The organism is Elioraea sp. (genome assembly GCF_022842375.1).
In the GTDB taxonomy this organism is placed as follows: Bacteria; Pseudomonadota; Alphaproteobacteria; order Acetobacterales; family Acetobacteraceae; genus Elioraea_A.
Genome location: NZ_JALHPR010000007.1, coordinates 39,864 through 58,628 on the forward strand (window position 1 = coordinate 39,864; position 18,765 = coordinate 58,628).

At 70.4% G+C, this 18,765-nt stretch carries 23 protein-coding genes and 1 pseudogene; 8 read left to right on the plus strand and 16 right to left on the minus strand.

The features are described from left to right. Window positions 1-16: 16 nt before the first annotated feature. A complete protein-coding gene (locus Q0C38_RS08445; RefSeq protein ID WP_291296636.1) occupies window positions 17-496 on the plus strand; it encodes a YHS domain-containing (seleno)protein in 480 nt (159 codons plus the stop codon). A 9-nt stretch (window positions 497-505) separates the two neighbouring features. Here the strand turns inward: Q0C38_RS08445 and ychF are convergent, their stop codons facing one another. The 6 genes from ychF to Q0C38_RS08475 all read right to left on the minus strand — a co-directional run bounded on the left by ychF (window position 506) and on the right by Q0C38_RS08475 (window position 4,870). Further along, window positions 506-1,600, minus strand: coding sequence for a redox-regulated ATPase YchF (gene ychF / locus Q0C38_RS08450; protein ID WP_291296637.1), 1,095 nt, complete (start codon window positions 1,598-1,600; stop codon window positions 506-508). A 10-nt stretch (window positions 1,601-1,610) separates the two neighbouring features. Next, window positions 1,611-2,198 carry an aminoacyl-tRNA hydrolase gene (gene pth / locus Q0C38_RS08455; RefSeq protein ID WP_291296638.1) on the minus strand — a complete coding sequence of 196 codons (588 nt, stop codon included), beginning with the start codon at window positions 2,196-2,198 and terminating at the stop codon, window positions 1,611-1,613. A 58-nt stretch (window positions 2,199-2,256) separates the two neighbouring features. Continuing rightward, window positions 2,257-2,946 carry a 50S ribosomal protein L25/general stress protein Ctc gene (locus Q0C38_RS08460; protein ID WP_291296639.1) on the minus strand — a complete coding sequence of 230 codons (690 nt, stop codon included), beginning with the start codon at window positions 2,944-2,946 and terminating at the stop codon, window positions 2,257-2,259. A 104-nt stretch (window positions 2,947-3,050) separates the two neighbouring features. Then, window positions 3,051-3,617, minus strand: a complete 567-nt coding sequence (locus tag Q0C38_RS08465; protein WP_291296640.1) for a histidine phosphatase family protein — start codon at window positions 3,615-3,617, stop codon at window positions 3,051-3,053. Further along, window positions 3,617-4,246 (minus strand): glutathione S-transferase family protein, encoded by a 630-nt coding sequence (locus Q0C38_RS08470; protein ID WP_291296641.1) that lies wholly within the window; start codon window positions 4,244-4,246, stop codon window positions 3,617-3,619. The genes Q0C38_RS08465 and Q0C38_RS08470 overlap by 1 nt, the downstream gene beginning before the upstream one ends. Beyond that, window positions 4,247-4,870, minus strand: coding sequence for a glutathione S-transferase family protein (locus tag Q0C38_RS08475; RefSeq protein ID WP_291296642.1), 624 nt, complete (start codon window positions 4,868-4,870; stop codon window positions 4,247-4,249). A 92-nt stretch (window positions 4,871-4,962) separates the two neighbouring features. Here Q0C38_RS08475 and Q0C38_RS08480 point away from each other — a divergent pair, with 92 nt between their 5' ends. After that, complete coding sequence (locus Q0C38_RS08480) at window positions 4,963-5,502, plus strand: DUF924 family protein (RefSeq protein WP_291296643.1); 540 nt, start codon at window positions 4,963-4,965, stop codon at window positions 5,500-5,502. A gap of 3 nt (window positions 5,503-5,505) precedes the next feature. On the opposite strand, the gene Q0C38_RS08485 is transcribed toward Q0C38_RS08480, so the two are convergent. From Q0C38_RS08485 to Q0C38_RS08510, 6 genes are all read right to left on the minus strand, one after another. Beyond that, on the minus strand, window positions 5,506-6,438 hold the full coding sequence (locus Q0C38_RS08485; protein ID WP_291296644.1) for a ribose-phosphate pyrophosphokinase: 933 nt from the start codon (window positions 6,436-6,438) through the stop codon (window positions 5,506-5,508). A 133-nt stretch (window positions 6,439-6,571) separates the two neighbouring features. After that, window positions 6,572-7,438, minus strand: a complete 867-nt coding sequence (locus Q0C38_RS08490) for a hypothetical protein (protein ID WP_291296645.1) — start codon at window positions 7,436-7,438, stop codon at window positions 6,572-6,574. A gap of 102 nt (window positions 7,439-7,540) precedes the next feature. Then, complete coding sequence (pgeF, locus tag Q0C38_RS08495; protein ID WP_291296646.1) at window positions 7,541-8,308, minus strand: peptidoglycan editing factor PgeF; 768 nt, start codon at window positions 8,306-8,308, stop codon at window positions 7,541-7,543. Beyond that, window positions 8,305-9,258: a class I SAM-dependent methyltransferase gene (locus Q0C38_RS08500; protein WP_291296761.1), complete on the minus strand. Its 954-nt coding sequence runs from the start codon at window positions 9,256-9,258 to the stop codon at window positions 8,305-8,307. The genes pgeF and Q0C38_RS08500 overlap by 4 nt, the downstream gene beginning before the upstream one ends. A 38-nt stretch (window positions 9,259-9,296) precedes the next feature. Continuing rightward, window positions 9,297-10,097, minus strand: coding sequence for a prolipoprotein diacylglyceryl transferase (lgt, locus tag Q0C38_RS08505; RefSeq protein WP_291296647.1), 801 nt, complete (start codon window positions 10,095-10,097; stop codon window positions 9,297-9,299). After that, entirely contained in the window at window positions 10,097-10,912 is an 816-nt protein-coding gene (locus Q0C38_RS08510; RefSeq protein ID WP_291296648.1) for an alpha/beta hydrolase, read from the minus strand. The genes lgt and Q0C38_RS08510 overlap by 1 nt, the downstream gene beginning before the upstream one ends. Window positions 10,913-10,966: 54 nt before the next feature. On the opposite strand from Q0C38_RS08510, the gene Q0C38_RS08515 reads away from it, so the two are divergent. Continuing rightward, window positions 10,967-11,347 (plus strand): DUF4345 domain-containing protein, encoded by a 381-nt coding sequence (locus Q0C38_RS08515; RefSeq protein WP_291296649.1) that lies wholly within the window; start codon window positions 10,967-10,969, stop codon window positions 11,345-11,347. Here Q0C38_RS08515 and rfaD read toward each other — a convergent pair. Beyond that, a complete protein-coding gene (rfaD, locus tag Q0C38_RS08520) occupies window positions 11,338-12,318 on the minus strand; it encodes an ADP-glyceromanno-heptose 6-epimerase (RefSeq protein ID WP_291296650.1) in 981 nt (326 codons plus the stop codon). The genes Q0C38_RS08515 and rfaD overlap by 10 nt on opposite strands. A 98-nt stretch (window positions 12,319-12,416) precedes the next feature. On the opposite strand from rfaD, the gene Q0C38_RS08525 reads away from it, so the two are divergent. The 5 genes from Q0C38_RS08525 (at window position 12,417) to Q0C38_RS08545 (ending at window position 15,621) form a co-directional block, all read left to right on the plus strand. Beyond that, the gene (locus tag Q0C38_RS08525) at window positions 12,417-12,734 is read left to right on the plus strand and encodes an accessory factor UbiK family protein (protein ID WP_291296651.1); all 318 of its coding nucleotides are present in this window, start codon (window positions 12,417-12,419) and stop codon (window positions 12,732-12,734) included. Window positions 12,735-12,934: 200 nt separating this feature from the next. Beyond that, on the plus strand, window positions 12,935-13,438 hold the full coding sequence (locus Q0C38_RS08530; RefSeq protein WP_291296652.1) for a YbjN domain-containing protein: 504 nt from the start codon (window positions 12,935-12,937) through the stop codon (window positions 13,436-13,438). A gap of 10 nt (window positions 13,439-13,448) precedes the next feature. Next, a complete protein-coding gene (proC, locus tag Q0C38_RS08535; protein WP_291296653.1) occupies window positions 13,449-14,258 on the plus strand; it encodes a pyrroline-5-carboxylate reductase in 810 nt (269 codons plus the stop codon). A 40-nt stretch (window positions 14,259-14,298) separates the two neighbouring features. Then, on the plus strand, window positions 14,299-14,967 hold the full coding sequence (locus Q0C38_RS08540) for a helix-turn-helix domain-containing protein (RefSeq protein ID WP_291296654.1): 669 nt from the start codon (window positions 14,299-14,301) through the stop codon (window positions 14,965-14,967). Between the two features lie 219 nt (window positions 14,968-15,186). Then, window positions 15,187-15,621 carry a phasin family protein gene (locus Q0C38_RS08545; protein WP_291296655.1) on the plus strand — a complete coding sequence of 145 codons (435 nt, stop codon included), beginning with the start codon at window positions 15,187-15,189 and terminating at the stop codon, window positions 15,619-15,621. A 288-nt stretch (window positions 15,622-15,909) separates the two neighbouring features. Here the strand turns inward: Q0C38_RS08545 and Q0C38_RS08550 are convergent, their stop codons facing one another. From Q0C38_RS08550 to Q0C38_RS08560, 3 genes and pseudogenes are all read right to left on the minus strand, one after another. Next, window positions 15,910-17,253, minus strand: a complete 1,344-nt coding sequence (locus Q0C38_RS08550; RefSeq protein WP_291296656.1) for an ATP-binding protein — start codon at window positions 17,251-17,253, stop codon at window positions 15,910-15,912. Between the two features lie 8 nt (window positions 17,254-17,261). Beyond that, window positions 17,262-17,969 (minus strand): response regulator, encoded by a 708-nt coding sequence (locus Q0C38_RS08555; RefSeq protein WP_291296657.1) that lies wholly within the window; start codon window positions 17,967-17,969, stop codon window positions 17,262-17,264. A gap of 191 nt (window positions 17,970-18,160) precedes the next feature. Continuing rightward, window positions 18,161-18,631: pseudogene (locus Q0C38_RS08560) on the minus strand (MarR family winged helix-turn-helix transcriptional regulator); the annotation flags it as partial. Between the last annotated feature and the right edge of the window lie 134 nt (window positions 18,632-18,765).

Genomic DNA, 18,765 nt, shown 5'->3' on the forward strand with positions numbered 1-18,765 from the left:
GGAGAGGAGACCGACCATGCGCCTTCCCCCCGTGACGGTCCGCCGCATGGTGCTCGCCGCCCTGTTCGCCGCACCGGTCGCGGCTGCTGCGTTCCTCGCCATTCCCTCGCGCGCAGCCGATGGCCAGGTGTTCGCCGAGCGTGGCATCGCGATCCGCGGCACAGACCCTGTGGCCTACTTCACGCAAGGCCGGCCCGTGGCCGGCAACGCCGCCATCACGCACCCGTGGCGTGGTGCGACGTGGCGTTTCGCCACCGCCGCGAACCGCGACGCCTTCGCTGCCGATCCGGAACGATACGCTCCTGCCTATGGCGGGTTCTGCGCCTGGGCCGTGGCCCAGGGCTACACCGCGTCGATCGACCCGGACGCGTGGAAGATCGTCGATGGCCGGCTCTACCTGAACTACAACCCCCGGATCCAGCGCGACTGGGAGGCCGACATTCCCGGCAACATCACCAAGGCCAACACCAACTGGCCCCGTCTCGCCGCGAAGTAGCAGGCCTCCCTATACATTAAATCTAAAGAGCATCACGTCACCGTCGCGCACGACGTATTCCTTGCCCTCGACGCGCATCTTGCCGGCTTCCTTCGCCGGCACCTCGCCGCCGAGGGTGACGTAGTCGTCATACCCGATCGTTTCGGCGGCGATGAAGCCGCGCTCGAAATCACCATGGATCACGCCGGCGGCCTGCGGGCCCTTGGTGCCGCGGATGATCGTCCAGGCCTTCGCCTCCTTCGGCCCGACGGTGAAGTAGGTGATGAGGCCCAGCAGCCCGTAGCCGGCGCGGATCACCCGGTCGAGCCCGCTGTCCTCGAGGCCGAGGCCCGCGAGGAACTCCGCCTTGTCGCCCTCGGGGAGCTGGCTGATCTCTGCCTCGATCGCGGCCGAGACGACGACATGCGCCGCACCCTTCGCCTTCGCCATCTCCGCCACGCGCACGCTCAATGCGTTGCCCGACGCGGCGGAGGCCTCCTCGACGTTGCAGACATAGAGCACCGGCTTGGTCGTCATCAGCCCCAGTGCCGCCGCCATCGCCTCCTGGCCGGGCGGGATCGCGGTGCGCGCCGGGTTGCCGGCGGCGAGGGCGGCGATCATCGGCTCGATCAGCGCCACCTGCGCCACGCTGTCCTTGTCCCCGCCCTTGGCCTTCTTCTGGAACGCCGGCAGGCGCTTCTCCAGGCTCTCGAGGTCGGCGAGCATGAGTTCGGTCTCGACCGTCTCGGCATCGCGGATCGGGTCGACCGAACCGTCGACATGCGTGACATCGCCATCCTCGAAGCAGCGCAGCACATGGACGATGGCATCGACTTCGCGGATATTGGCGAGGAACTGGTTGCCGAGCCCCTCGCCCTTCGAGGCGCCGCGCACCAGCCCTGCGATGTCGACGAATTCGAGGCTGGTCGGCACCACCTTGGCACTTTTCCCGATCTTGGCGAGGCGGTCGAGGCGCGGGTCGGGCACCGCGACGCGGCCCACGTTCGGCTCGATCGTGCAGAACGGGTAGTTCGCGGCCTGCGCCGCGACGGTGGCGGTCAGCGCGTTGAAGAGCGTCGACTTGCCCACGTTCGGCAGGCCGACGATGCCGCAATTGAACCCCATGGCCGAACCCCTACCCCTCGTGTGGCCGCGCCTGCGTCAGGAACGCAACGCGCGTCATGAATTCTTCCGTCCGGCCTTCGGCCAGCATCGGCGCGGCATCGGCGACCGCATCGAGCAGGGTGTCGAGCCAGTCGCGATCGACCTTCGCGAAATCGCCAAGGACGTGGCCGTGCACCCGCTCCTTCTGGCCCGGATGGCCGATGCCGAGGCGGATGCGCCAGTACTCCTGCGCGCCGAGCTGCCGGTCGATCGAGCGCAGGCCGTTGTGGCCTGCCGCTCCCCCGCCCTTCTTCACCCGCACCTTGCCCGGGGCGAGGTCGAGCTCGTCGTGGAACACCGAGAGCGCCTCGGGCTTCAGCTTGTAGAAGAACGCGGCCGGCTGAACGGCGGTGCCGCTCTCGTTCATGTAGGTCTCGGGCTTGAGCGCGAGGACCCTCTGCCCCGCGATCGTGCCTTCGGCGAACTGCCCGCGGAAACGCTGCCGCCAGGGCGAGAAGCGATGCCGCGCGGCAATCGCATCCAGCGCCATGAACCCGATATTGTGCCGCTGCCGGGCGTGTTCCGCCCCAGGGTTCCCGAGCCCGACCCAGAGCTTCATCGCACCCTCGCGCGACCATGACCGCCTCCCGGATCACCGGGAGGCGGCACAGCTGTCGCTACTTCTTGGCGGCGGGCTTGGCGGCCGGCGCGGCTGCCTTGCCGGCGGCGGGCGCTGCCGCCTTGCCGGCGGCGGCAGGTGCGGCGGCGCCACCCTCGGCCGTGGCGGCCACCTCGGCCATCTTGGTCGGTGCGGCGATCGTCGCGATCGTGAAGTCACGGTCGGTGATCACCGGGCGGACGCTCTCCGGCGCCTTCAGTGCCGTCCAGTGGATCGAATCGCCGATGTTGAGGCCGGTGAGGTCGATCACGAACTTCTCCGGCACCGTCTCGGGCGTGCAGTACACCTCGACCTCGTGGCGCACGACGTTCAGCACGCCACCGGCCTTGAGCCCGGGAGAGGCCAACTCGTTGAGGAACACCACCTCGACGCCGACGCGGATTTCCTGGCCTGCGGCGAGGCGCTGGAAATCGACATGCTCGGGGCGGTCGGTCACGGGGTGGAACTGCACCTCGCGCAGCAGCGCACGCTCGGTCGTCTCGCCGACGACGACGTCGTAGAGACGCGAGCGCCAGCCGGCCTTGTGCAGCTCCCGCATCACCGTGCGGGGATCGAGCGCGGCCAGGCGTGGTGCCTGCTTCGCGCCATAGATGACAGCGGGGACAAGCCCCTCACGCCGTGTCGCACGCGCCGCCCCCTTACCGGCCCGCTCGCGCGCCACGGCCTCGATCGTCACGACCTCGACCATATCCAGGCTCCTTCGCGAATGAGAAAACGCCGGCCTCCAGGGGTGCCGGCGCGGGGCGGGTGATAGGGGAAACGAGCCGGGAAGGCAAGCTCAGGCGCCGAGGATCAGACCGGCGCATGCACCTCGAGCGTCCAGGGGCCGGAGCCGTCGGACGGCGGGGAGACGAAGAGCGGCGTGGCGTTCGGCGTGCGGACGTTCACCTCGAGCCCGATCACCTGGCGGATCGCACGCCAGAACGCCCCGTGCCCGACCACCAGCACCGTTGGCGGCTGGCCCAGCGCGCGGTTCAGCGCCGTCACCCCACGGGCGCGAAGCTGGCCGAACGGCTCGCCACCCGGCGGGGTGAAGCTCTCCTCGATCCAGGACGAGAACCACTCGCCCATCGGCTGGCCCTCATGGGTGCCGAAGGAACTCTCGCGCAGATCCTCGTCAGGCGTGATCGGCAGGTCGAGGGCGGCGGCAACGATCTCGGCCGTATGCCGCGCCCGGCCGAGCGGGGAGTGGACGATGCTGGCGATGCCGCGGTTGCGCAGCGCAAGTGCTGCGGCTTCCGCCTGGGCGATGCCGCGCGGGTTGAGCGGGATGTCGACATTGCCCTGGCTGAGCGACTGGGCGTTCCAGTCGGTCTCGCCGTGGCGGAGGAACCAGAAGGCAGAGGGCGTGATCGCCATCAGGCGAGACCTTCCTCGGCCAGGATGGCAGCGACCTTCGGCCGCGCCGCCATGCGCTCGCGGTGCGCGGCGAGGTTCGGCGTATCCCCGCCGATGCCGAGCAGCGAGCCCATGGTGGTGATGAACAGCAGCATCAGGTCGGCAGCCGTGGGCGGGCCGCCAAGCAGCGTCTCGCGACCCTCGAGCGCTGCCTCGGCGATGTCGAGCGCGGCGGCGGCACGTTCCTCGGCGGCAGTGGCGACATCAGCCTCCGCCCCCTCGCCGCCTGCCGTGAAGCGGCCGGGCATGAAGCGCGGCTGCCACGCAGAGACAATCGAACAGACCCCCCAGGAGAGCCACTCGACCGTCCTCGCCATGCCGACGGGGTCCGCCGGCATCACGCCGGAGCCGGGGGCGGCGAGGCCGGCATAGAGGGCGATGGCGATGTTCTCGGTGATCACCGTGCCATCGGGCAGCACCAGCGCAGGCACCTGGCCCTTGGGGTTGATGGCGAGGAAGTCAGGCTGCTTGTGCTCGCCTTCGCGCAGCGCGAGGAAGCGCGTCTCGTGGTCGAGTCCCGCCTCGGCCAGGACAAGCCGCGCGATGGTTCCCGTGGTGCGCGTGCTGGTCCAGAGGACGAGGCGCGACATTCAGCCGAGACCTTCTGCGGCGAGGGCCTTCTGCGTGCCCGGCCGTGCGGCGACACGGTCATGCAGGCGCTTCAGGGTCGGATAGTCGGCAAGGTCCTTGTCGGCGCGCGGCACCCAGCGGGCAAGGACGTAGAGATAATCGTCCACCACCGAGTGGCCGGACGCCAGCGCGGTGTCTCTGCCGCCGAGCATCTCCTCGGCGATGCCGAGGAACTTCGCGGTGTCGGCCTTGGCCTTCTCGATCGCCGCCGGCGCGTGGGCGGGGTCGCCCACGAAGCGCTCGCCGCGGGAGATGCGGGTGAAGCCGCCATTGTGCAGGCTGCCCGAGATGAAGTTCATCCACTCGATCGCACGCGCCTGGCCCTCGGCATCCTCGGGCAGCAGGCCCGCGCCCGGGCTCGTGCGCGCCACCCAGAACAGCAGGGCCGGGCACTCGGTCAGGATCGAGCCGTCGTCACGCGCGATCGCCGGGACCTTGCTTTTCGGGTTGATCGCGAGGAAGGCGGGGGTGAACTGCTCGCCGTCCTTAAGGTTCACGCGCACCGCCTCGAATGGCCGGCCGCTCTCGTGTAGGGCGATGTGGACCGCAAGGCTGCAGGCGCCCGGGCTGTAGAAGAGCTTCATGTTCCGCTGGCCTCTTGGTGGGGACGGGTGGCGTTTGGACGTTCCGGTCGGCACGATGGAGAGGGAGAGGGCCGGGCGCAAGAGGAGTCGGCATGACGGAGACGGCCGCGGACGTGGTTGCGTTCTGGCGCGAGGCGGGGCGGGAGCGGTGGTTTTCGCGCGACGACGCGTTCGACGCGATGTTCCGCGAGCGTTTCATGGCGTCGCACCTTGCCGCCGCCGCCCGCCTGCATGACGCCTGGATGGAGACGCCGGAGGGCACGCTTGCGCTGCTCCTCCTGCTCGACCAGTTCCCCCGAAACTGCTTCCGCGGCACCGGCCACATGTACGCGACCGACCCGCTCGCGCGGATGGTGGCCGGGCGTGCCCTCGCCCAGGGCCATGACAAGGCCATCGAGGAAACGCTGCGCCTGTTCCTCTACCTGCCCTTCACGCACGCCGAGGACATGGCGTTGCAGGACCGTTCCGTCGCGCTGATCACCCCGCTCGGCGAGGAGCCGGCGAAGCACGCGCGCGGGCACCGCGACATCATCGCCCGCTTCGGCCGCTTCCCCCACCGCAACCCGATGCTCGGGCGCGACACCACGGCCGAGGAACAGGCGTTCCTCGATGCAGGCGGGTTCCGGGGCTGACCCTCAGCAGAACAGCGACGAGACCGAACTGTCCTCGCTGATGCGCCGGATCGCCTCGGCGAGCAGCGGCGCGATCGTCACCTGGCGGATGTTGTGGCTGACGCGCACCGCCTCGGTCGCGAGGATGCTGTCGGTCGTCGTCATCATGCCGATGGGCGAGGCAGCGACGCGGGCCACCGCACCGCCCGAAAACACCCCGTGCGTGACATAGGCCGACACGCCGGTCGCGCCGTTCTTCATCAGCGCCTCGGCGGCGTTGCAGAGCGTGCCGGCCGAATCGACGATGTCATCCACCAGGATGCAGTGCCTGCCTTGCACCTCGCCGATCACGTTCATCACTTCCGAGATGCCGGCACGCTCGCGCCGCTTGTCGATGATCGCGAGGTCGCAGTTCAGCCGCGTCGCGATCTGCCGCGCACGCACCACGCCGCCGACATCGGGGCTGACCACGATCAGGTCCTGGCCCTTGTGGCGGTCGCGGATGTCGCCGGCGAACATCGGTGCGGCGAAGAGGTTGTCGACCGGGATGTCGAAGAAGCCCTGGATCTGGCCTGCGTGCAGATCCATCGTCAGCACGCGGTCAGCGCCTGCCTCGGTGATCAGGTTGGCAACGAGCTTGGCCGAGATCGGCGTGCGCGGGCCCGACTTCCGGTCCTGCCGCGCATAGCCGAAATAGGGGATCACCGCAGTCGCGCGCTTGGCCGAGGATCGGCGAAGCGCATCGAGCGTGATCAGCAGTTCCATCAGGTTGTCGTTCGCGGGGTAGGAGGTCGACTGCACCACGAACACGTCCTCGCCGCGGACGTTCTCGTGGATCTCGACGAACACCTCCATGTCGGCGAAGCGGCGGACGGAGGCCTTGGTGAGCGGCAGGCCCAACGAGGTCGCGACCGCCTCGGCCAGCGGGCGGTTCGAGTTGCAGGCGACGATCTTCATCGCGGGCAGGACCCTTCGGTGCTGGCAGGCCAGGGGTGAGGCGGCGGGTCGTTCGGCGGGGCTTACCTAGCAACGTGACGGTTGGGTGTAAACCGAGGGGAAGTTCATTCTGTGCCCACAGGCGCCGGGCGCCCTACCCACCGTTGCGGTGGCGGTTGATCACCTCGACCACGCCCGCCGCCGCCTGGTCGGCGACAATGGGCGCGACATCGCCCCACAACCCGTCTAGTGAGCCGCGCGGCACCTCGTTCAACTGCGCCACGCGGCCGAGCTCCAGCCCGTCGGCCCGCGCTATGATCCAGGTGATCTCGACGCGCTGCTGGTTCCGGGGCAGCGGCGCCATCACCACCTGCCCCGTGACGCGGAACTCGCCCGTCGCCGCGCCCTCGACGACGACGACGCCCTCGCGCTCGAGCGCGGCACGGATCGACCGGTCGAGAGCGCGCGCGCCATCGCCCGGCGCTCCGGTGATGGGTGCGACGGTTGTGCTCGGCAGGCGCTCGGCAAGCGCGCCGGTGCTGCTCTCGCGCTGCGCGGCATCGACGGTCGCGAGCATGCGCGCGATTGCCGGCGCTGCCTCCTTCGCGGTGGCGGCAAGCGTTCCCTGGCTCGCGGCAGCCCAGGCACCGGCTGGCACCGCGCGCGGCCCGCCGGCCGACGCGATCGGCCGGCCATCGGCCCCGGCGAGGGAATAGGTCAGCCGCATCTGGCCCGCCTCCGCCTCACCCGCGACGAGAAGGCTGTATTGCGGGTTGCGGATGCCGGCGGCGGTGGCCGGGATCTCGATCTCCTGCAGCGCCTTGGCGAGTTCGCCGGCGAAGGCGCGGGCCTGTGCCTGCGCGAGCCCCGCCGAGGTCGAGGGCGGAACGACGATGCGCGCTGGCGGCGGGCGTAGGAGCGACGAGGGCGGGCCTGAGTTCGGCGTCCGCTCGAACGGCATCGGCAGCGACCCGCAGGCCGCGAGGAACATCAGCAGGGCGAGGGTGAGGCTAGATCGCACAGGTCGCGAGCATCCCAAGCATCATGAGGATGAAGAAGATGTAGAGATACGGCATGGCGGTCCTCTCCTAACACGCCCCCCGCGTCCGCGCCTATGCACCCCCTATTCGAGCACGATCGCCGAGAGCTGGTGGCCGATCGGCCCCTCCTTGGCCAGCGTCGCGCGACGGTAGCTGAAGAAGCGCCCAGGCTCCGCCAGCGTATCGGCCGGCACCACGCCGCGTCGGGCGATGCCGCAGGCGGCGAGTGCGTCATCGCAGTAGCCGGCGAGGTCGAACTGCACATGGCCCGCCCGCGCACCGGGCGCGAAGAACCGCGCGTTCGCCGGGTCGGCGGCGAGGAACTGCGCGCGGAACGCCTCGTCCACCTCGTAGCTCGGCTGGCGGATGCAGGGGCCGACCGAGGCCGCGATGCGCCCACGCGCCGCGCCGAGCCGCTCCATCGCCGCCACGGTCGCCTCGATGATGCCGGCGAACGCACCGCGCCACCCGGCATGGGCAGCGCCGATCACGCCGGCCTCGGCATCGGCGAACAGCACCGGTGCGCAATCGGCCGTGACGATCCCAAGCGCGAGGCCGCGACGGCGCGTCACCACCGCGTCGGCCCTGGGCCGTGCGTCAATCCCCCACGGCTCCTCCAGCACCGCCACATCGGCGGAATGCACCTGGTATAGCCCAACGAGTGCGGCGTGTCCGACGCCAAGCCAGCCTGCCGCGCGGGCGCGGTTCTCGGCCACCGCATCCGGGTCGTCCTTGCCGGAGAGGGAGCAGTTGAGGCTCGCGAACGCACCCGTCGAGACGCCGCCGAGGCGGGTGAAGAAACCGTGCGCCACGGGGCTCAGCGCCGGGTCGGTCAGGGCAGCGACGGTCATTCTGCGAATCCGGGAAGGGGTGGGCAGGAAGGGTCGCAGAGCGCGATGGCCTTGAACAGGAGCCCCATCGCATCCGCGTCCATCAGCCGCCGCGCGCCCGATTGCAGCAGCGCTGCCTGCGCCGGGGCGGCGCTGCGGCAGAGGATCGCCGTACGCTCCGGCAGGCCCAGGCGGCGGAGGAACTCGCCCTGCGGCACGGGCCCCTGTGCCGCGCCGCCCGCCGCGCGCGCTGCCCGCGCCAGCGCCGCGAAATCGACATGGGCGGTGAGGTCTGCCGAGCCTGGTTCCCCCAGCGGATCGGCCCGCGCATGCCCCCGCACGGCCTGGAGGCTGTCCTCCGGCGTCGCGTCAGCCGGGCCATAGTCGATGAACAGAGCGGTCGCCCCGCGGCGCGCAAGCAGGGTGGCTAGTGAGAGCGCAGGCTCGCACACCTCGCCCGGGCCGAAGGGCGAGTCGGCGGGGATCGTGGTGAAAACGAGCCTGCCCTCGGCGCGGGTGACGGCGACCTCCCCGCCCGGAACGAAGCGGCGGATCGGCAGTGCATCGAGGAACTCGTTGGCGAGCACGATGAGCGCACCGTCCGGCAGCGTTGCCGCATTGTCGTGCCAGCCGGCGACGGCATCGCCCAGGCGCTGCTGCTGCGCGACGCGGAGGCCAAGGCTCGTCTCGACGAGGTGGACCGAGACGGCAGCGCGGAACGCGGGGGCAGCGCGGCTGATGGCGCGCAGCGCATCGTCCATCAGCGTGCCGCGCCCGGGGCCGAGCTCCGCCAGCGTCACGCGCGCGGGTGCGCCCATCGCCTCCCACGCCGCGGCGGCCCAAAGGCCGATGAGCTCGCCGAAGGCCTGGGTGATCTCCGGTGCCGTAACGAAATCGCCAGCCCGTCCGAACGGATCACGGCCGGCATAGTAGGCCGCGTTGGCGCGCGCCATGAACCGGTCGAGCCGCATCGGCCCCGAGGCGGCGATCTCCTCGGCGATCGCCCCGCTCACGCGCGGCGATGCCGGCTCGTCACGATCAGCCAGAGGCCCGCGGCGAACATCGGCAACGAAAGCGCCTGGCCCATCGTCGCGCCGAAGGGCAGGAAGCCCAGGAACGCATCAGGCTGGCGGAAGAACTCGCCGATGATGCGCGCCACCGCGTAGCCCGCGAGGAACACGCCGCCAAGGAACCCGCGCCGCGACCGGTTCGCCTCGCTGCGGGCCAGCACAGCCAGCACCGCGAACAGCACGAGGCCCTCGAGCGTCGCCTGGTAGAGCTGGCTCGGGTGGCGCGGCAGCCGCAGCGGATCGGTGGGGAACACCATCGCCCACGGCCCATCCCATGGCCTGCCCCAGAGCTCGCCATTGATGAAATTGGCACAGCGGCCGAGGAACAGGCCGATCGGCACCACGGTCGACACCCTGTCGCCGAAGCCGAACATGTCGATGCCGTTGCGGCGGCTGTATACGATGATGGCGATGACGACGCCGAGCATCCCGCCGTGGAAGCTCATACCCCCCTGCCACACCATCAGTGCTTCCAGCGGATGCGCGAGATAGTGTCCCGGCCGGTAGAACAGCACGTAGCCGAGCCTGCCGCCGAGAATGATGCCCAGCACGGTCCAGGTCAGGAAATCATCCACCTGCTCGCGCGTGGCCACCGCCGGTGCGGCGGGCGCGAGGCGGCGCATGATCATCCAGCCAGCGACGATGCCGGTGATGTAGGCGAGCGCGTACCAGCGGATCGCGAAGGGCCCGACCGCGACCAGCACGGGGTCGATCATCGGGAAGGGGATGATGCCGAGCATCAGCACGCCCGCGCGGGTTCGGCGAGTGCCTGGCGGAGGCCCGAATCGGCATCATCGAGCACGGGTGCGGTGCCGCGCAACGGGGCGGCGAGTGCCGCGACGAGCGCGACATGGCCGACGCCGTCATAGGTGACGACCGACGCAGGCGTTCCGGCTGCCCGCAGCGCGCGGGCAAGGACCTGGCTGTTGCGCGGCAGGACGGTCACATCCGCGGTGCCGGTGAGCAGCACGGCAGGCGGATCGCCACGCCCGGCATGGGTGATGGGCTGGGTCTCCGCCGTGTTCACCGCCGCCCCGAACGCGGCAATGACGCCTGCGTTGGTCATCGGCAGGAAATCGTATGGTCCGGCGAGGCCGAGCACCGCGGCGACATCGCGGCAGTTCGAGAGCCCGCGCGCAGCGAGCCAGCGCGGGTCAAGCGCGAGCATCATCGCGATATGCGCGCCCGCCGAGTGCCCCGCAATGATGACGGGCCCGTCCGACGGCAGGCCGCGCGCGGCGAGGATGCCTGGCAGGGCCGCGACCGCGGCCGCCCCGTCCTCGAGGAAGGCGGGATACGTCACCTCCGGGTGGACGCGATAATCGGGGATGGCGGTGATGTAGCCGCGCCCGGCGAAGGCGGTGCCGGCGAAGCGGTAGTCGGCGCGGTCACCGTCGGTCCAGCTTCCGCCGTAGAAGAACACCAGCACCGGCGCGCGTGGCGGCACCATGGCCGGGACGTAGAGGTCGAGGCGCCGGCGCTCACCCTCGCCGTAGGGGATGTCGGCGAAGCGGGAGGCGCCTTCCGAAGGCGTGATCGCGTTCAGTGCATCCACCGGCCCGCATCCCGCGACGAGGAGAAGGCACAGCATGGCAAGGAGGGCGTGGCGATGACGCAGGGTGCGATGGTCGCTGCGGCGATCGCGGTTGCGGCGCTGGTGCCGCTGGCGGCCGGCGTAGCCGGCGTGGCGACGGGGTTCGGCTTCCTCGGCGCCGGCGACCTGCCGATCGGGGCGGCGAGCCATGCGCGCTATCTCTCCGGCCTGCTGCTCGGGCTCGGCCTTGCCTCCCTCTGGTGCGCGGCGAGGCTCGGTGAGCGTCGTGGCGTGTTCGCGACGCTCTGCCTCGTCGTGATCGTGGGCGGTGCCGCGCGCGCCGTCGGCCTTGTGGTCGACGGCATGCCGCCGTGGGAACATGTCGCGGCCCTCGTGATGGAGCTCGGCGTCGTGCCGGCCCTGCTCGCCGCCTCGCGCACCGTTCCTCACACGTAGGGGTCCGGTCCGAGCAGGTAGCCCTTCACGTAGGCAGCGATCCCGTCCTCGAGGCTTGTGAAGGGCGCCGTGTAGCCGGCGGCGCGCAACCGCTCCATCCGCGCCTCGGTGAAGTACTGGTACTGGCCTGAGAGAACCCCCGGCATGTCGATGAACGCGATCGCGGGTGCCCGCCCCATCGCTGCGAACACCGCATGCGCGAGGTCGAGATAGGTCCGCGCGCGGCCGGTGCCGAGGTTGTACAGGCCTGAAACGCCCGGGTGGTCGAGCAGCCACAGCATCACCGCGACGCAATCGCCGACCCAGATGAAATCGCGCGCCTGCGCGCCATCGGCGATGTCGTGGCGCGCGGAGCGGAACAGCGTCGCGGCACGGCCCTCGGCGATCTCGTCGGCCTTGCGCTTGACCACCGAGATCATCGATCCCTTGTGGTACTCGTTCGGGCCATAGACGTTGAAGAACTTGAGGCCCGCCCATTGCGGCGGGCGCGGGCGGCCGCGGCGGATGAGGTCGCCGACGCGGCGATCGAAGGCGTGCTTCGACCAGCCATAGAGGTTCAGCGGACGAAGCCGCGCCAGGGCGTCCGGCGAGGCATCATCGTCGAACCCGGCCTCTCCTGCGCCATAGGTCGCGGCGGAGGAGGCGTAGATGAACGGCACGCCCATCCGCGCGCACCACTCCCACAGGCCGAGGCTGAGGGTGAGGTTGGTGCGGATGGTAAGGTCCGCGTCGGTCTCGGTCGTGGCACTGATCGCGCCGAGATGGACCACAGCCTTCAGCTTCGGCGCGGCATCGAGCCATGTGCGCAGGTCCTCGGGTGCGACGACACCCGCGATCGGCACCTTGGCGATGTTACGCCATTTCGCGTCGATACCGAAACGGTCTGCGATCACCACCTCCTCGCCGCGCGCTGCCAGCGAAGCTGTGAGATTGGAGCCGATGAAACCGCCACCGCCGGTGACCAGATACATTTCCGTCCCCGGTTCCTGACCAGATGGTGCTGCCTCGGTGGGCGGCGTTATACGGTCCGGCCAGGGTGTGCCGCAAGCAAGCGGCGGATCATCGATGCATGAGGGAGAGCGTGATGAAGGGTGGCATGGGAGATGACTTCGCGGGTGTCGCGGGCGGTGCCTTCGCGGCGCTTGCCGGATTGCGCCGCGAGGTCGAGCAGCTTGTCCGCTCGGCAAGTGACGACGTGGCAGGAAGGCTCGAGCTCGCCCGGCGCGAAGAGGTCGAGGTGCTGCGCGAGTTGGTGCTGAAGGCCCGCGCCGAGACGGATGCGCTCGCCGCACGCGTCGCGGCACTCGAGGCGAAGCTCGCGGCACCAGGGCCTGCGGCGGCTGGACCCGAAGCGGCGGGACAGGCGGCGGACGAGGGCACTCAGTGAATCGTCCGTGACATCGGGGCTCGGCGCGAGACTGCCCTTGCGGCGCGGGAGGGTGACACCGTAGTCTAGCGCTTGTGTGAAAGGGGTTCGCCGGCAACAAGATGTCGGGGTTTCGGCCCGGTCACCCTGGGCCCGTCACCTTCCCGTGGAACCCGTTCCGCGGGGCAGCGCTGCCACTCAAAGACAGGGAGCACGCGGCCATGACTGACCGCCTCGCCCTCCGTGAAGCCCACACCGCCAACCCGCTCGATCTGCTGGAACAGATCGTCTCGGCCAATGACTGGCCGTTCGACCGGCGCGGCGACGACGAGATGGCCGTCGAGGTTCCGGGCAAGTGGTGCGACTACACCCTGCACTTCTCCTGGTGCTCGGAAATCAGCGCCATGCACTTCTTCTGCGCCTTCGACCTGAAGGTGCCCGCCGCGCGACGCTCGTCCGTCCACGAACTCCTCGCGCTGGCCAACGAGAAGCTCTGGCTCGGCCATTTCGGCGTCTGGGCGGAGGAGAACACGCCGGTATTCCGCCATTCCGTGCTGCTGCGCGGCTCGGGCGGCCTCTCGGTCGAGGCGCTGGAGGACATGGTCGACATCGCCGTGACCGAGTGCGAGCGTTTCTTCCCCGCCTTCCAGTTCGTTCTCTGGGGCGGCAAGGCGCCCGGCGATGCGCTCGCCGCCGCCATGCTGGAGTGCGCCGGAGAAGCGTGAGTATGTTGGCATGAGCGGGGAAAACGGGCCGATCCTGCTGGTCGGCTGCGGCAAGATGGGTGGGGCCATGCTCGCCGGCTGGCGCGAGGCAGGTCGCGCCGTGGTGGTCGTGGAGCCGCGCGGGGCATCGGCCGTCCCCGGCGCGGAGAGCTTGGTCGCGGCCGTCGCCGCACCCGAGGCGCTTCCCGCCGGCCTCGCGCCCGCGGCGGTCGTGCTCGCGGTCAAGCCGCAGGAGGCGGCAACCGTGCTGCCGGCCTATGCGCGATTCGCGGGCTCGGGCGTGTTCCTCTCGATCATGGCGGGCAAGACCGTCGCCGGGCTCGCAGCCATGCTCGGCGGCGCTCCGCGAATCGTCCGCGCGATGCCGAACACGCCAGCCGCCGTGCGCCGCGGCGTCACCGTCGCCTGCCCAGGCCCGGGCGTGACGGCGGCGGAGCGCGCGCTCTGCGATGCCCTGCTGGGTGCCGTGGGCTCGGTCGCCTGGGTCGATGACGAAGGCTTGATCGACCCCGTCACCGCCGTCTCGGGCGGCGGGCCGGCCTATGTGTTCCTGCTCGCCGAGGTGCTGGAACAGGCGGCCATCGCCGAAGGCATCCCGGCCGATCTTGCCCGGCTCCTGGCGCGCGAGACGGTCGCGGGCTCGGGCGCGCTGCTCGCGGCGAGCACCGAGGATGCGGGCCAGCTCCGCCGGAACGTGACGAGCCCCGGCGGCACGACGGCAGAGGCGCTGAAGGTCCTGATGGCCGACGGCGCCTGGCCCGACCTGATGAAGACGGCCATCGCCGCAGCGACACGGCGATCGCGCGACCTCGCGGGCTGAACGCTCGCGGAGTGAAGCCAGGGCGGTCTATCCTCACGCCATGAACGCAATCGACGCCTTTGACCGTGAGATCACCGCTGCCCTGCTCGACGTCGCCGGCCGCGACGGCTGGGGCGAGACGACCATGGCCGCGATCGCTGCCGAAGCCGGGGTCGGGCTCGGCCCGCTGCGCGCCCGATTCCCTTCGCGCGAGGCGATCCTGCTGCGCTTCGGCACGGTGGTCGACACCGCCGTGGTGGCGCAGGGGGCCACCGGCGAGACGGCACGCGAGAAGCTGTTCGACGTGCTGATGCGTCGCTTCGATGCGCTGCAGCCGCACCGCGCCGGCGTCCTCGCCGTCGCCCGCGCCTTGCCGTCGGACCCGTGCCTCCTGGCCGTCGGCGCGCCCGCGGCCGTGCGCTCGATGGCCTGGATGCTGGAGGCAGCCGGCATCCCTGCCGCGGGCATCACCGGCCAGCTTCGCGCCAAGGCGCTGCTGGCCCTCTGGCTCGCCGCCTTCCGCGCCTGGGCGAAGGATGAGAATCCCGACATGGGCGCGACGATGGCAGCGCTTGATCGGCTGCTCGACCGGGCGGAGGGGCTTGCACGGTCGCTCGAGCCGCTGATCCCGGGCGCGCGCAAGCCGCAGGAGACGGCAGGGCCAGCGGCGGAGCCGGCGGCTGAACCGGCGGGCGAAGCGGCGGGCGAAGCGGCCCCGGCAGGGGCCTGACCCGTCGTCGCGGCTGGCCTGCGAATGCAACGATCCTGGGCCTTGATGCAAGTTTTGTGCGGTGCACAATAGCGTTTGACCCGGACCTATCCGACCGCTAGATAGCGCCCCGGTGCACGCCTCTGCGTCGCCGCCCCCTTCGCAGACATGAGGGAAGCGCTGCAGGCCGATGCGATGCCAAAAGAAACGGACGCCTCCAGAACACAAGGAATAGGACCCATGGCAAAGAAGCCGGAGCAGATGTTCGACATGGACCTCACCAAGGTGATGGCAGACTTCAAGCTGCCGCAGGTCGACGTCGAGGCGCTCGTCACCGCGCAGCGCAAGAACATCGAGACGTTCTCCACCGCCAACAAGCTCGCGCTCGAGGGCATGCAGGCCGTTGCCAAGCGCAACATGGAGATCATGCAGCAGGTGATGTCCGACATGACCGAGGCGATGCGCTCGATCGCGTCGGCCGAGGCGCCGCAGGCCAAGGCCGCGAAGCAGGCCGAGATGATGAAGGCCACCTACGAGAAGGGCATGCAGAACATGCGTGAGCTTCAGGACATGGTGCAGAAGGTCTCGGGCGAGACGCTCGGCGTGCTGAACAAGCGCGTTGCCGAGGCGCTCGACGAGGTCAAGACGATGATGGCGACCTCCACGAAGCTCTGAGCCATCGCGGCTGCTTGAACGGGCGCGGCGCCGAGAGCGGTTTCCACACCGGTGGAAACCGCTCTTTTCTTGTTGTGCGGGCATCTTCACGCACACGGCCGTCGTCAGGCCGTGTGCGATCGGCGCTGAGGCCCGCGCCCGTGTTCTTGTCAACGCGACCGTCTAAGAGTTCGCTGCTGTGAGCCGAATGGCGCGGCTTTCGGCGCGGAGCGGCCTCTACGGCCGTGAGCACCGCAAGCCCAGAAAGCCAAAGCCAGTCGGCCGCAGCAGGAGAATTCGCGGACGGCCTCAGGCCGGCAGGCTGATCCGCGCGCGAAGCCCCCCGTGCGGGCTTGCCTCCAGCGCCAGATCGCCGCCATGGGCGCGCACGATGTCGCGCGCGATGGTCAAACCCAGCCCGGTGCCGCCGCCAGCGCCGCCCGGCTTGTCGAGCCGCACGAAGGGCCGGAACGCCGCCTCGCGCTGATCGGGCGGAATGCCCGGCCCGTCATCGTCCACCGTGATCTGCACCGCCAGCGCGCCGTTCGGCCGGGCGAAGCGCGCAGCCCCCACCCAGACATGCGCCGCATGCCGCCGCGCATTGTCGACGAGGTTGGTCACGCAGCGTCGCATCGCATCGCTGCGCAGCGGCAGGACGAGGGAGGGCTCCACGTCCACCGTCACAGCCGAACCGTTGCGCCGCGCCTTGGCAGCGACCTCCTCCAACAGCTCGGACACATCGGCCGGCTGCGCCTGTTCCGCCCCCTCGCCGCGGGCGAAGGCGAGATAGGCCTCGATCATCCGTTCCATCTCGGCAATGTCGCCCTCGAGTGCTGCTGCCTCCTCGTGATCCTCCTCCGGCAGGCGCGGGGTGATCATCGCAAGCCCAAGCCGCATGCGGGTGAGCGGGGTGCGCAGGTCGTGGCTGACGCCGGCGAGCATCTCGGTGCGCTGGCCGAGGAAGCGGGCGATGCGCTCGCGCATCCTGTTGAACGCGACGGCCGCCTGGCGCACCTCGGCAGCGCCCTCGGGCTTGATGGGAGCGATGTCCTGGCCCTTGCCGAAGGCCTCCGCCGCGGCCGCAAGCCGCCTGATCGGCTTCACCTGGTTGCGCATGAACACGACCGCGACGGTGAAGACGATCAGCGCCGAGCCGATGAGCCAGAGCACGAACACCGTCACCGTGCCGGTGAAGAGGCGCTTGGCCGGCGCCTCGACGTGCAGGATCCCGTCGGGCAGCTGGATCATGATCTCGACCGCCCGCTCGCCCCGCGGCCAGGTGACGCGGAAGGGCAGCCGCACGCGCTCCTCGAGCGCGGCGGCAAGCTCATGCTCGGCCGGGCCGGTGCGGATGTCTGGCGTATCGGGCACCACGCCGCCCGGCTCGACGCGGATGCCGAGCTCGAACCGCGACAGCGCCTCGAACGTCACCCAGGACAGGGTCGCTGCGTCGGGGTGGCGGCCGATCACCTCGACGATGAACCCGATGTCGCCGGCCACCGCCGTGGCGAGGCGCCGCGACACCACCTCCCAGTGCGCGCCATAGAAGACCTGCAAGGCCACGGCCTGCAGCACGATCAGCGGCATCACGATGATCAGCACGCTGCGCCCGAGCAGCGTGCGGGGAAGGATGCGCTTGAACGCGGCGATCATCACGCTGCTCAGCCCGGCCGGAGGACGTAGCCGCGGCCGCGCACCGTCTGCAGGAACGAGGGCTCGCGCGGGTCTGTCTCGATCTTGCGGCGAAGCCGCGTCACCTGGACGTCGATCGCGCGTTCGCCGGCATCCTCCTGCCCGAGTGCTGCGGCCAGGTCCTCGCGCGTCAGCGTCTCGCCCGCACGCGTGGCCAGCGCGCCGAGCAAGGCCGCCTCGCCGCTCGTCAGCCGGATCGGCTCGCCATGCTTCATCAGCAGGCCGCGGGCTGGGTCGAATGTCGCCTCGCCGAGCCGCACGGGGCCTGATGCCTGCGCCTGCGCCGCGGGGGCGGCGAGGCGGCGCAGGATGGTACGGATGCGGAGGGCGAGCTCCCGCGGCTCGAAGGGCTTCGCGAGATAGTCATCGGCGCCGCGCTCGAACCCGGCGATGCGATCCTCCGGCGCGCCGCGGGCGGTGAGCAGCACCACCGGCACGTCACGCTCGCGCCTGAGCGCCTCGGTCAGCTCGAGACCGCTCTCGCCGGGCATCATGACATCGAGCACGATGAGGTCGAAATGCATGAGCTTCAGCATGTGCCGCGCCTCGGCGGCATCGCCGGCGGCGGTGACGCGGAAGCCCTCGCGCTCGAGGAAGCGGCGCAGCAGGTCGCGCAGCCGCGGGTCATCGTCGACGACGAGGAGGTGATGCGCTTCCGCGGCGGCGTGGGAGGCCATCACGCCACCTTGCCGCTCTCCCGGCCGAGCCCCGCGCCGATGCCGGGGGTGTTGCCCGGAGCTTGGCCCGGAGCTTGGCCCGGAGCTTGGCCCGGAGCTTGGCCAGGAGCGTTGCCAGGAGCGTTGCCAGGAGCGTTACCAGGAGCGTTGGCGGCCCGCTCGGGCTCGCGCGGCGTGCCGATGCCCTGTGCATCGATGCGCGCCCGCGCATCGGGGCCCATCATGCCGAGCATGACGCGGCGGAACCCCTCGACCGCCTGCGCGCCGGATTCGCGATAGGCGCGCGACAGCGTGTCGCGCTGCCGCTCGAACAACCGCCGCTCCAGCGCCTCGCCCTTCTGCGTCAGCGTCAGCAGCCGCTGGCGCCGGTCGTTCCGGCCCGGCGACTGCACCACGTAGCCCCCGTCCATCAGGGGCTTCAGCACACGGCCAAGCGACTGCTTGGTGATGCGCAGGATGGCCAGCAGGTCGGACACCGTGATGCCCGGGTTGCGGCCGACGAAGTGCAGCACGCGGTGATGCGCGCGGCCCATGTCGAGCTCCGCCAGGATCGCGTCTGGCCCCGCGGTGAAGTCGCGGTAGCCGTAGAACAGCAGCTCCATGCCGAGCCTGATCTCCTCCTCGCGGAGGAACAGAAGGGAGGCGGCGCCGCGGGCATCCATGCGCTTACGTCTTTCCTGGGTTGACCGGTCGTTACGTCAGTGACGTTGACATATTACCCCATCGCCCGTACCGTCGCCAAGGTTGCTTTCGTGGCCCTTGTGACGCAACTAAATTGCGCGCCTGGACTGGAAAG

What these genes read in the sequence shown, in the direction of transcription:
- Q0C38_RS08500 (WP_291296761.1), bottom strand. Translation starts at nt 9,258, where the DNA reads ATGCGGCTCGACCGGTTCATGGCGCGCGCCAACGCGGCCTACTATGCC.
- Q0C38_RS08550 (WP_291296656.1), bottom strand. Translation starts at nt 17,253, where the DNA reads ATGATCGCCGCGTTCAAGCGCATCCTTCCCCGCACGCTGCTCGGGCGC.
- Q0C38_RS08485 (WP_291296644.1), bottom strand. Translation starts at nt 6,438, where the DNA reads ATGAAGATCGTCGCCTGCAACTCGAACCGCCCGCTGGCCGAGGCGGTC.
- Q0C38_RS08540 (WP_291296654.1), top strand. Translation starts at nt 14,299, where the DNA reads ATGAACGCAATCGACGCCTTTGACCGTGAGATCACCGCTGCCCTGCTC.
- ychF (WP_291296637.1), bottom strand. Translation starts at nt 1,600, where the DNA reads ATGGGGTTCAATTGCGGCATCGTCGGCCTGCCGAACGTGGGCAAGTCG.
- Q0C38_RS08545 (WP_291296655.1), top strand. Translation starts at nt 15,187, where the DNA reads ATGGCAAAGAAGCCGGAGCAGATGTTCGACATGGACCTCACCAAGGTG.
- Q0C38_RS08480 (WP_291296643.1), top strand. Translation starts at nt 4,963, where the DNA reads ATGACGGAGACGGCCGCGGACGTGGTTGCGTTCTGGCGCGAGGCGGGG.
- Q0C38_RS08445 (WP_291296636.1), top strand. Translation starts at nt 17, where the DNA reads ATGCGCCTTCCCCCCGTGACGGTCCGCCGCATGGTGCTCGCCGCCCTG.
- Q0C38_RS08525 (WP_291296651.1), top strand. Translation starts at nt 12,417, where the DNA reads ATGAGGGAGAGCGTGATGAAGGGTGGCATGGGAGATGACTTCGCGGGT.
- pth (WP_291296638.1), bottom strand. Translation starts at nt 2,198, where the DNA reads ATGAAGCTCTGGGTCGGGCTCGGGAACCCTGGGGCGGAACACGCCCGG.
- Q0C38_RS08460 (WP_291296639.1), bottom strand. Translation starts at nt 2,946, where the DNA reads ATGGTCGAGGTCGTGACGATCGAGGCCGTGGCGCGCGAGCGGGCCGGT.
- Q0C38_RS08470 (WP_291296641.1), bottom strand. Translation starts at nt 4,246, where the DNA reads ATGTCGCGCCTCGTCCTCTGGACCAGCACGCGCACCACGGGAACCATC.
- rfaD (WP_291296650.1), bottom strand. Translation starts at nt 12,318, where the DNA reads ATGTATCTGGTCACCGGCGGTGGCGGTTTCATCGGCTCCAATCTCACA.
- lgt (WP_291296647.1), bottom strand. Translation starts at nt 10,097, where the DNA reads ATGCTCGGCATCATCCCCTTCCCGATGATCGACCCCGTGCTGGTCGCG.
- Q0C38_RS08555 (WP_291296657.1), bottom strand. Translation starts at nt 17,969, where the DNA reads ATGGCCTCCCACGCCGCCGCGGAAGCGCATCACCTCCTCGTCGTCGAC.
- Q0C38_RS08475 (WP_291296642.1), bottom strand. Translation starts at nt 4,870, where the DNA reads ATGAAGCTCTTCTACAGCCCGGGCGCCTGCAGCCTTGCGGTCCACATC.
- pgeF (WP_291296646.1), bottom strand. Translation starts at nt 8,308, where the DNA reads ATGACCGTCGCTGCCCTGACCGACCCGGCGCTGAGCCCCGTGGCGCAC.
- proC (WP_291296653.1), top strand. Translation starts at nt 13,449, where the DNA reads ATGAGCGGGGAAAACGGGCCGATCCTGCTGGTCGGCTGCGGCAAGATG.
- Q0C38_RS08465 (WP_291296640.1), bottom strand. Translation starts at nt 3,617, where the DNA reads ATGGCGATCACGCCCTCTGCCTTCTGGTTCCTCCGCCACGGCGAGACC.
- Q0C38_RS08530 (WP_291296652.1), top strand. Translation starts at nt 12,935, where the DNA reads ATGACTGACCGCCTCGCCCTCCGTGAAGCCCACACCGCCAACCCGCTC.
- Q0C38_RS08515 (WP_291296649.1), top strand. Translation starts at nt 10,967, where the DNA reads ATGACGCAGGGTGCGATGGTCGCTGCGGCGATCGCGGTTGCGGCGCTG.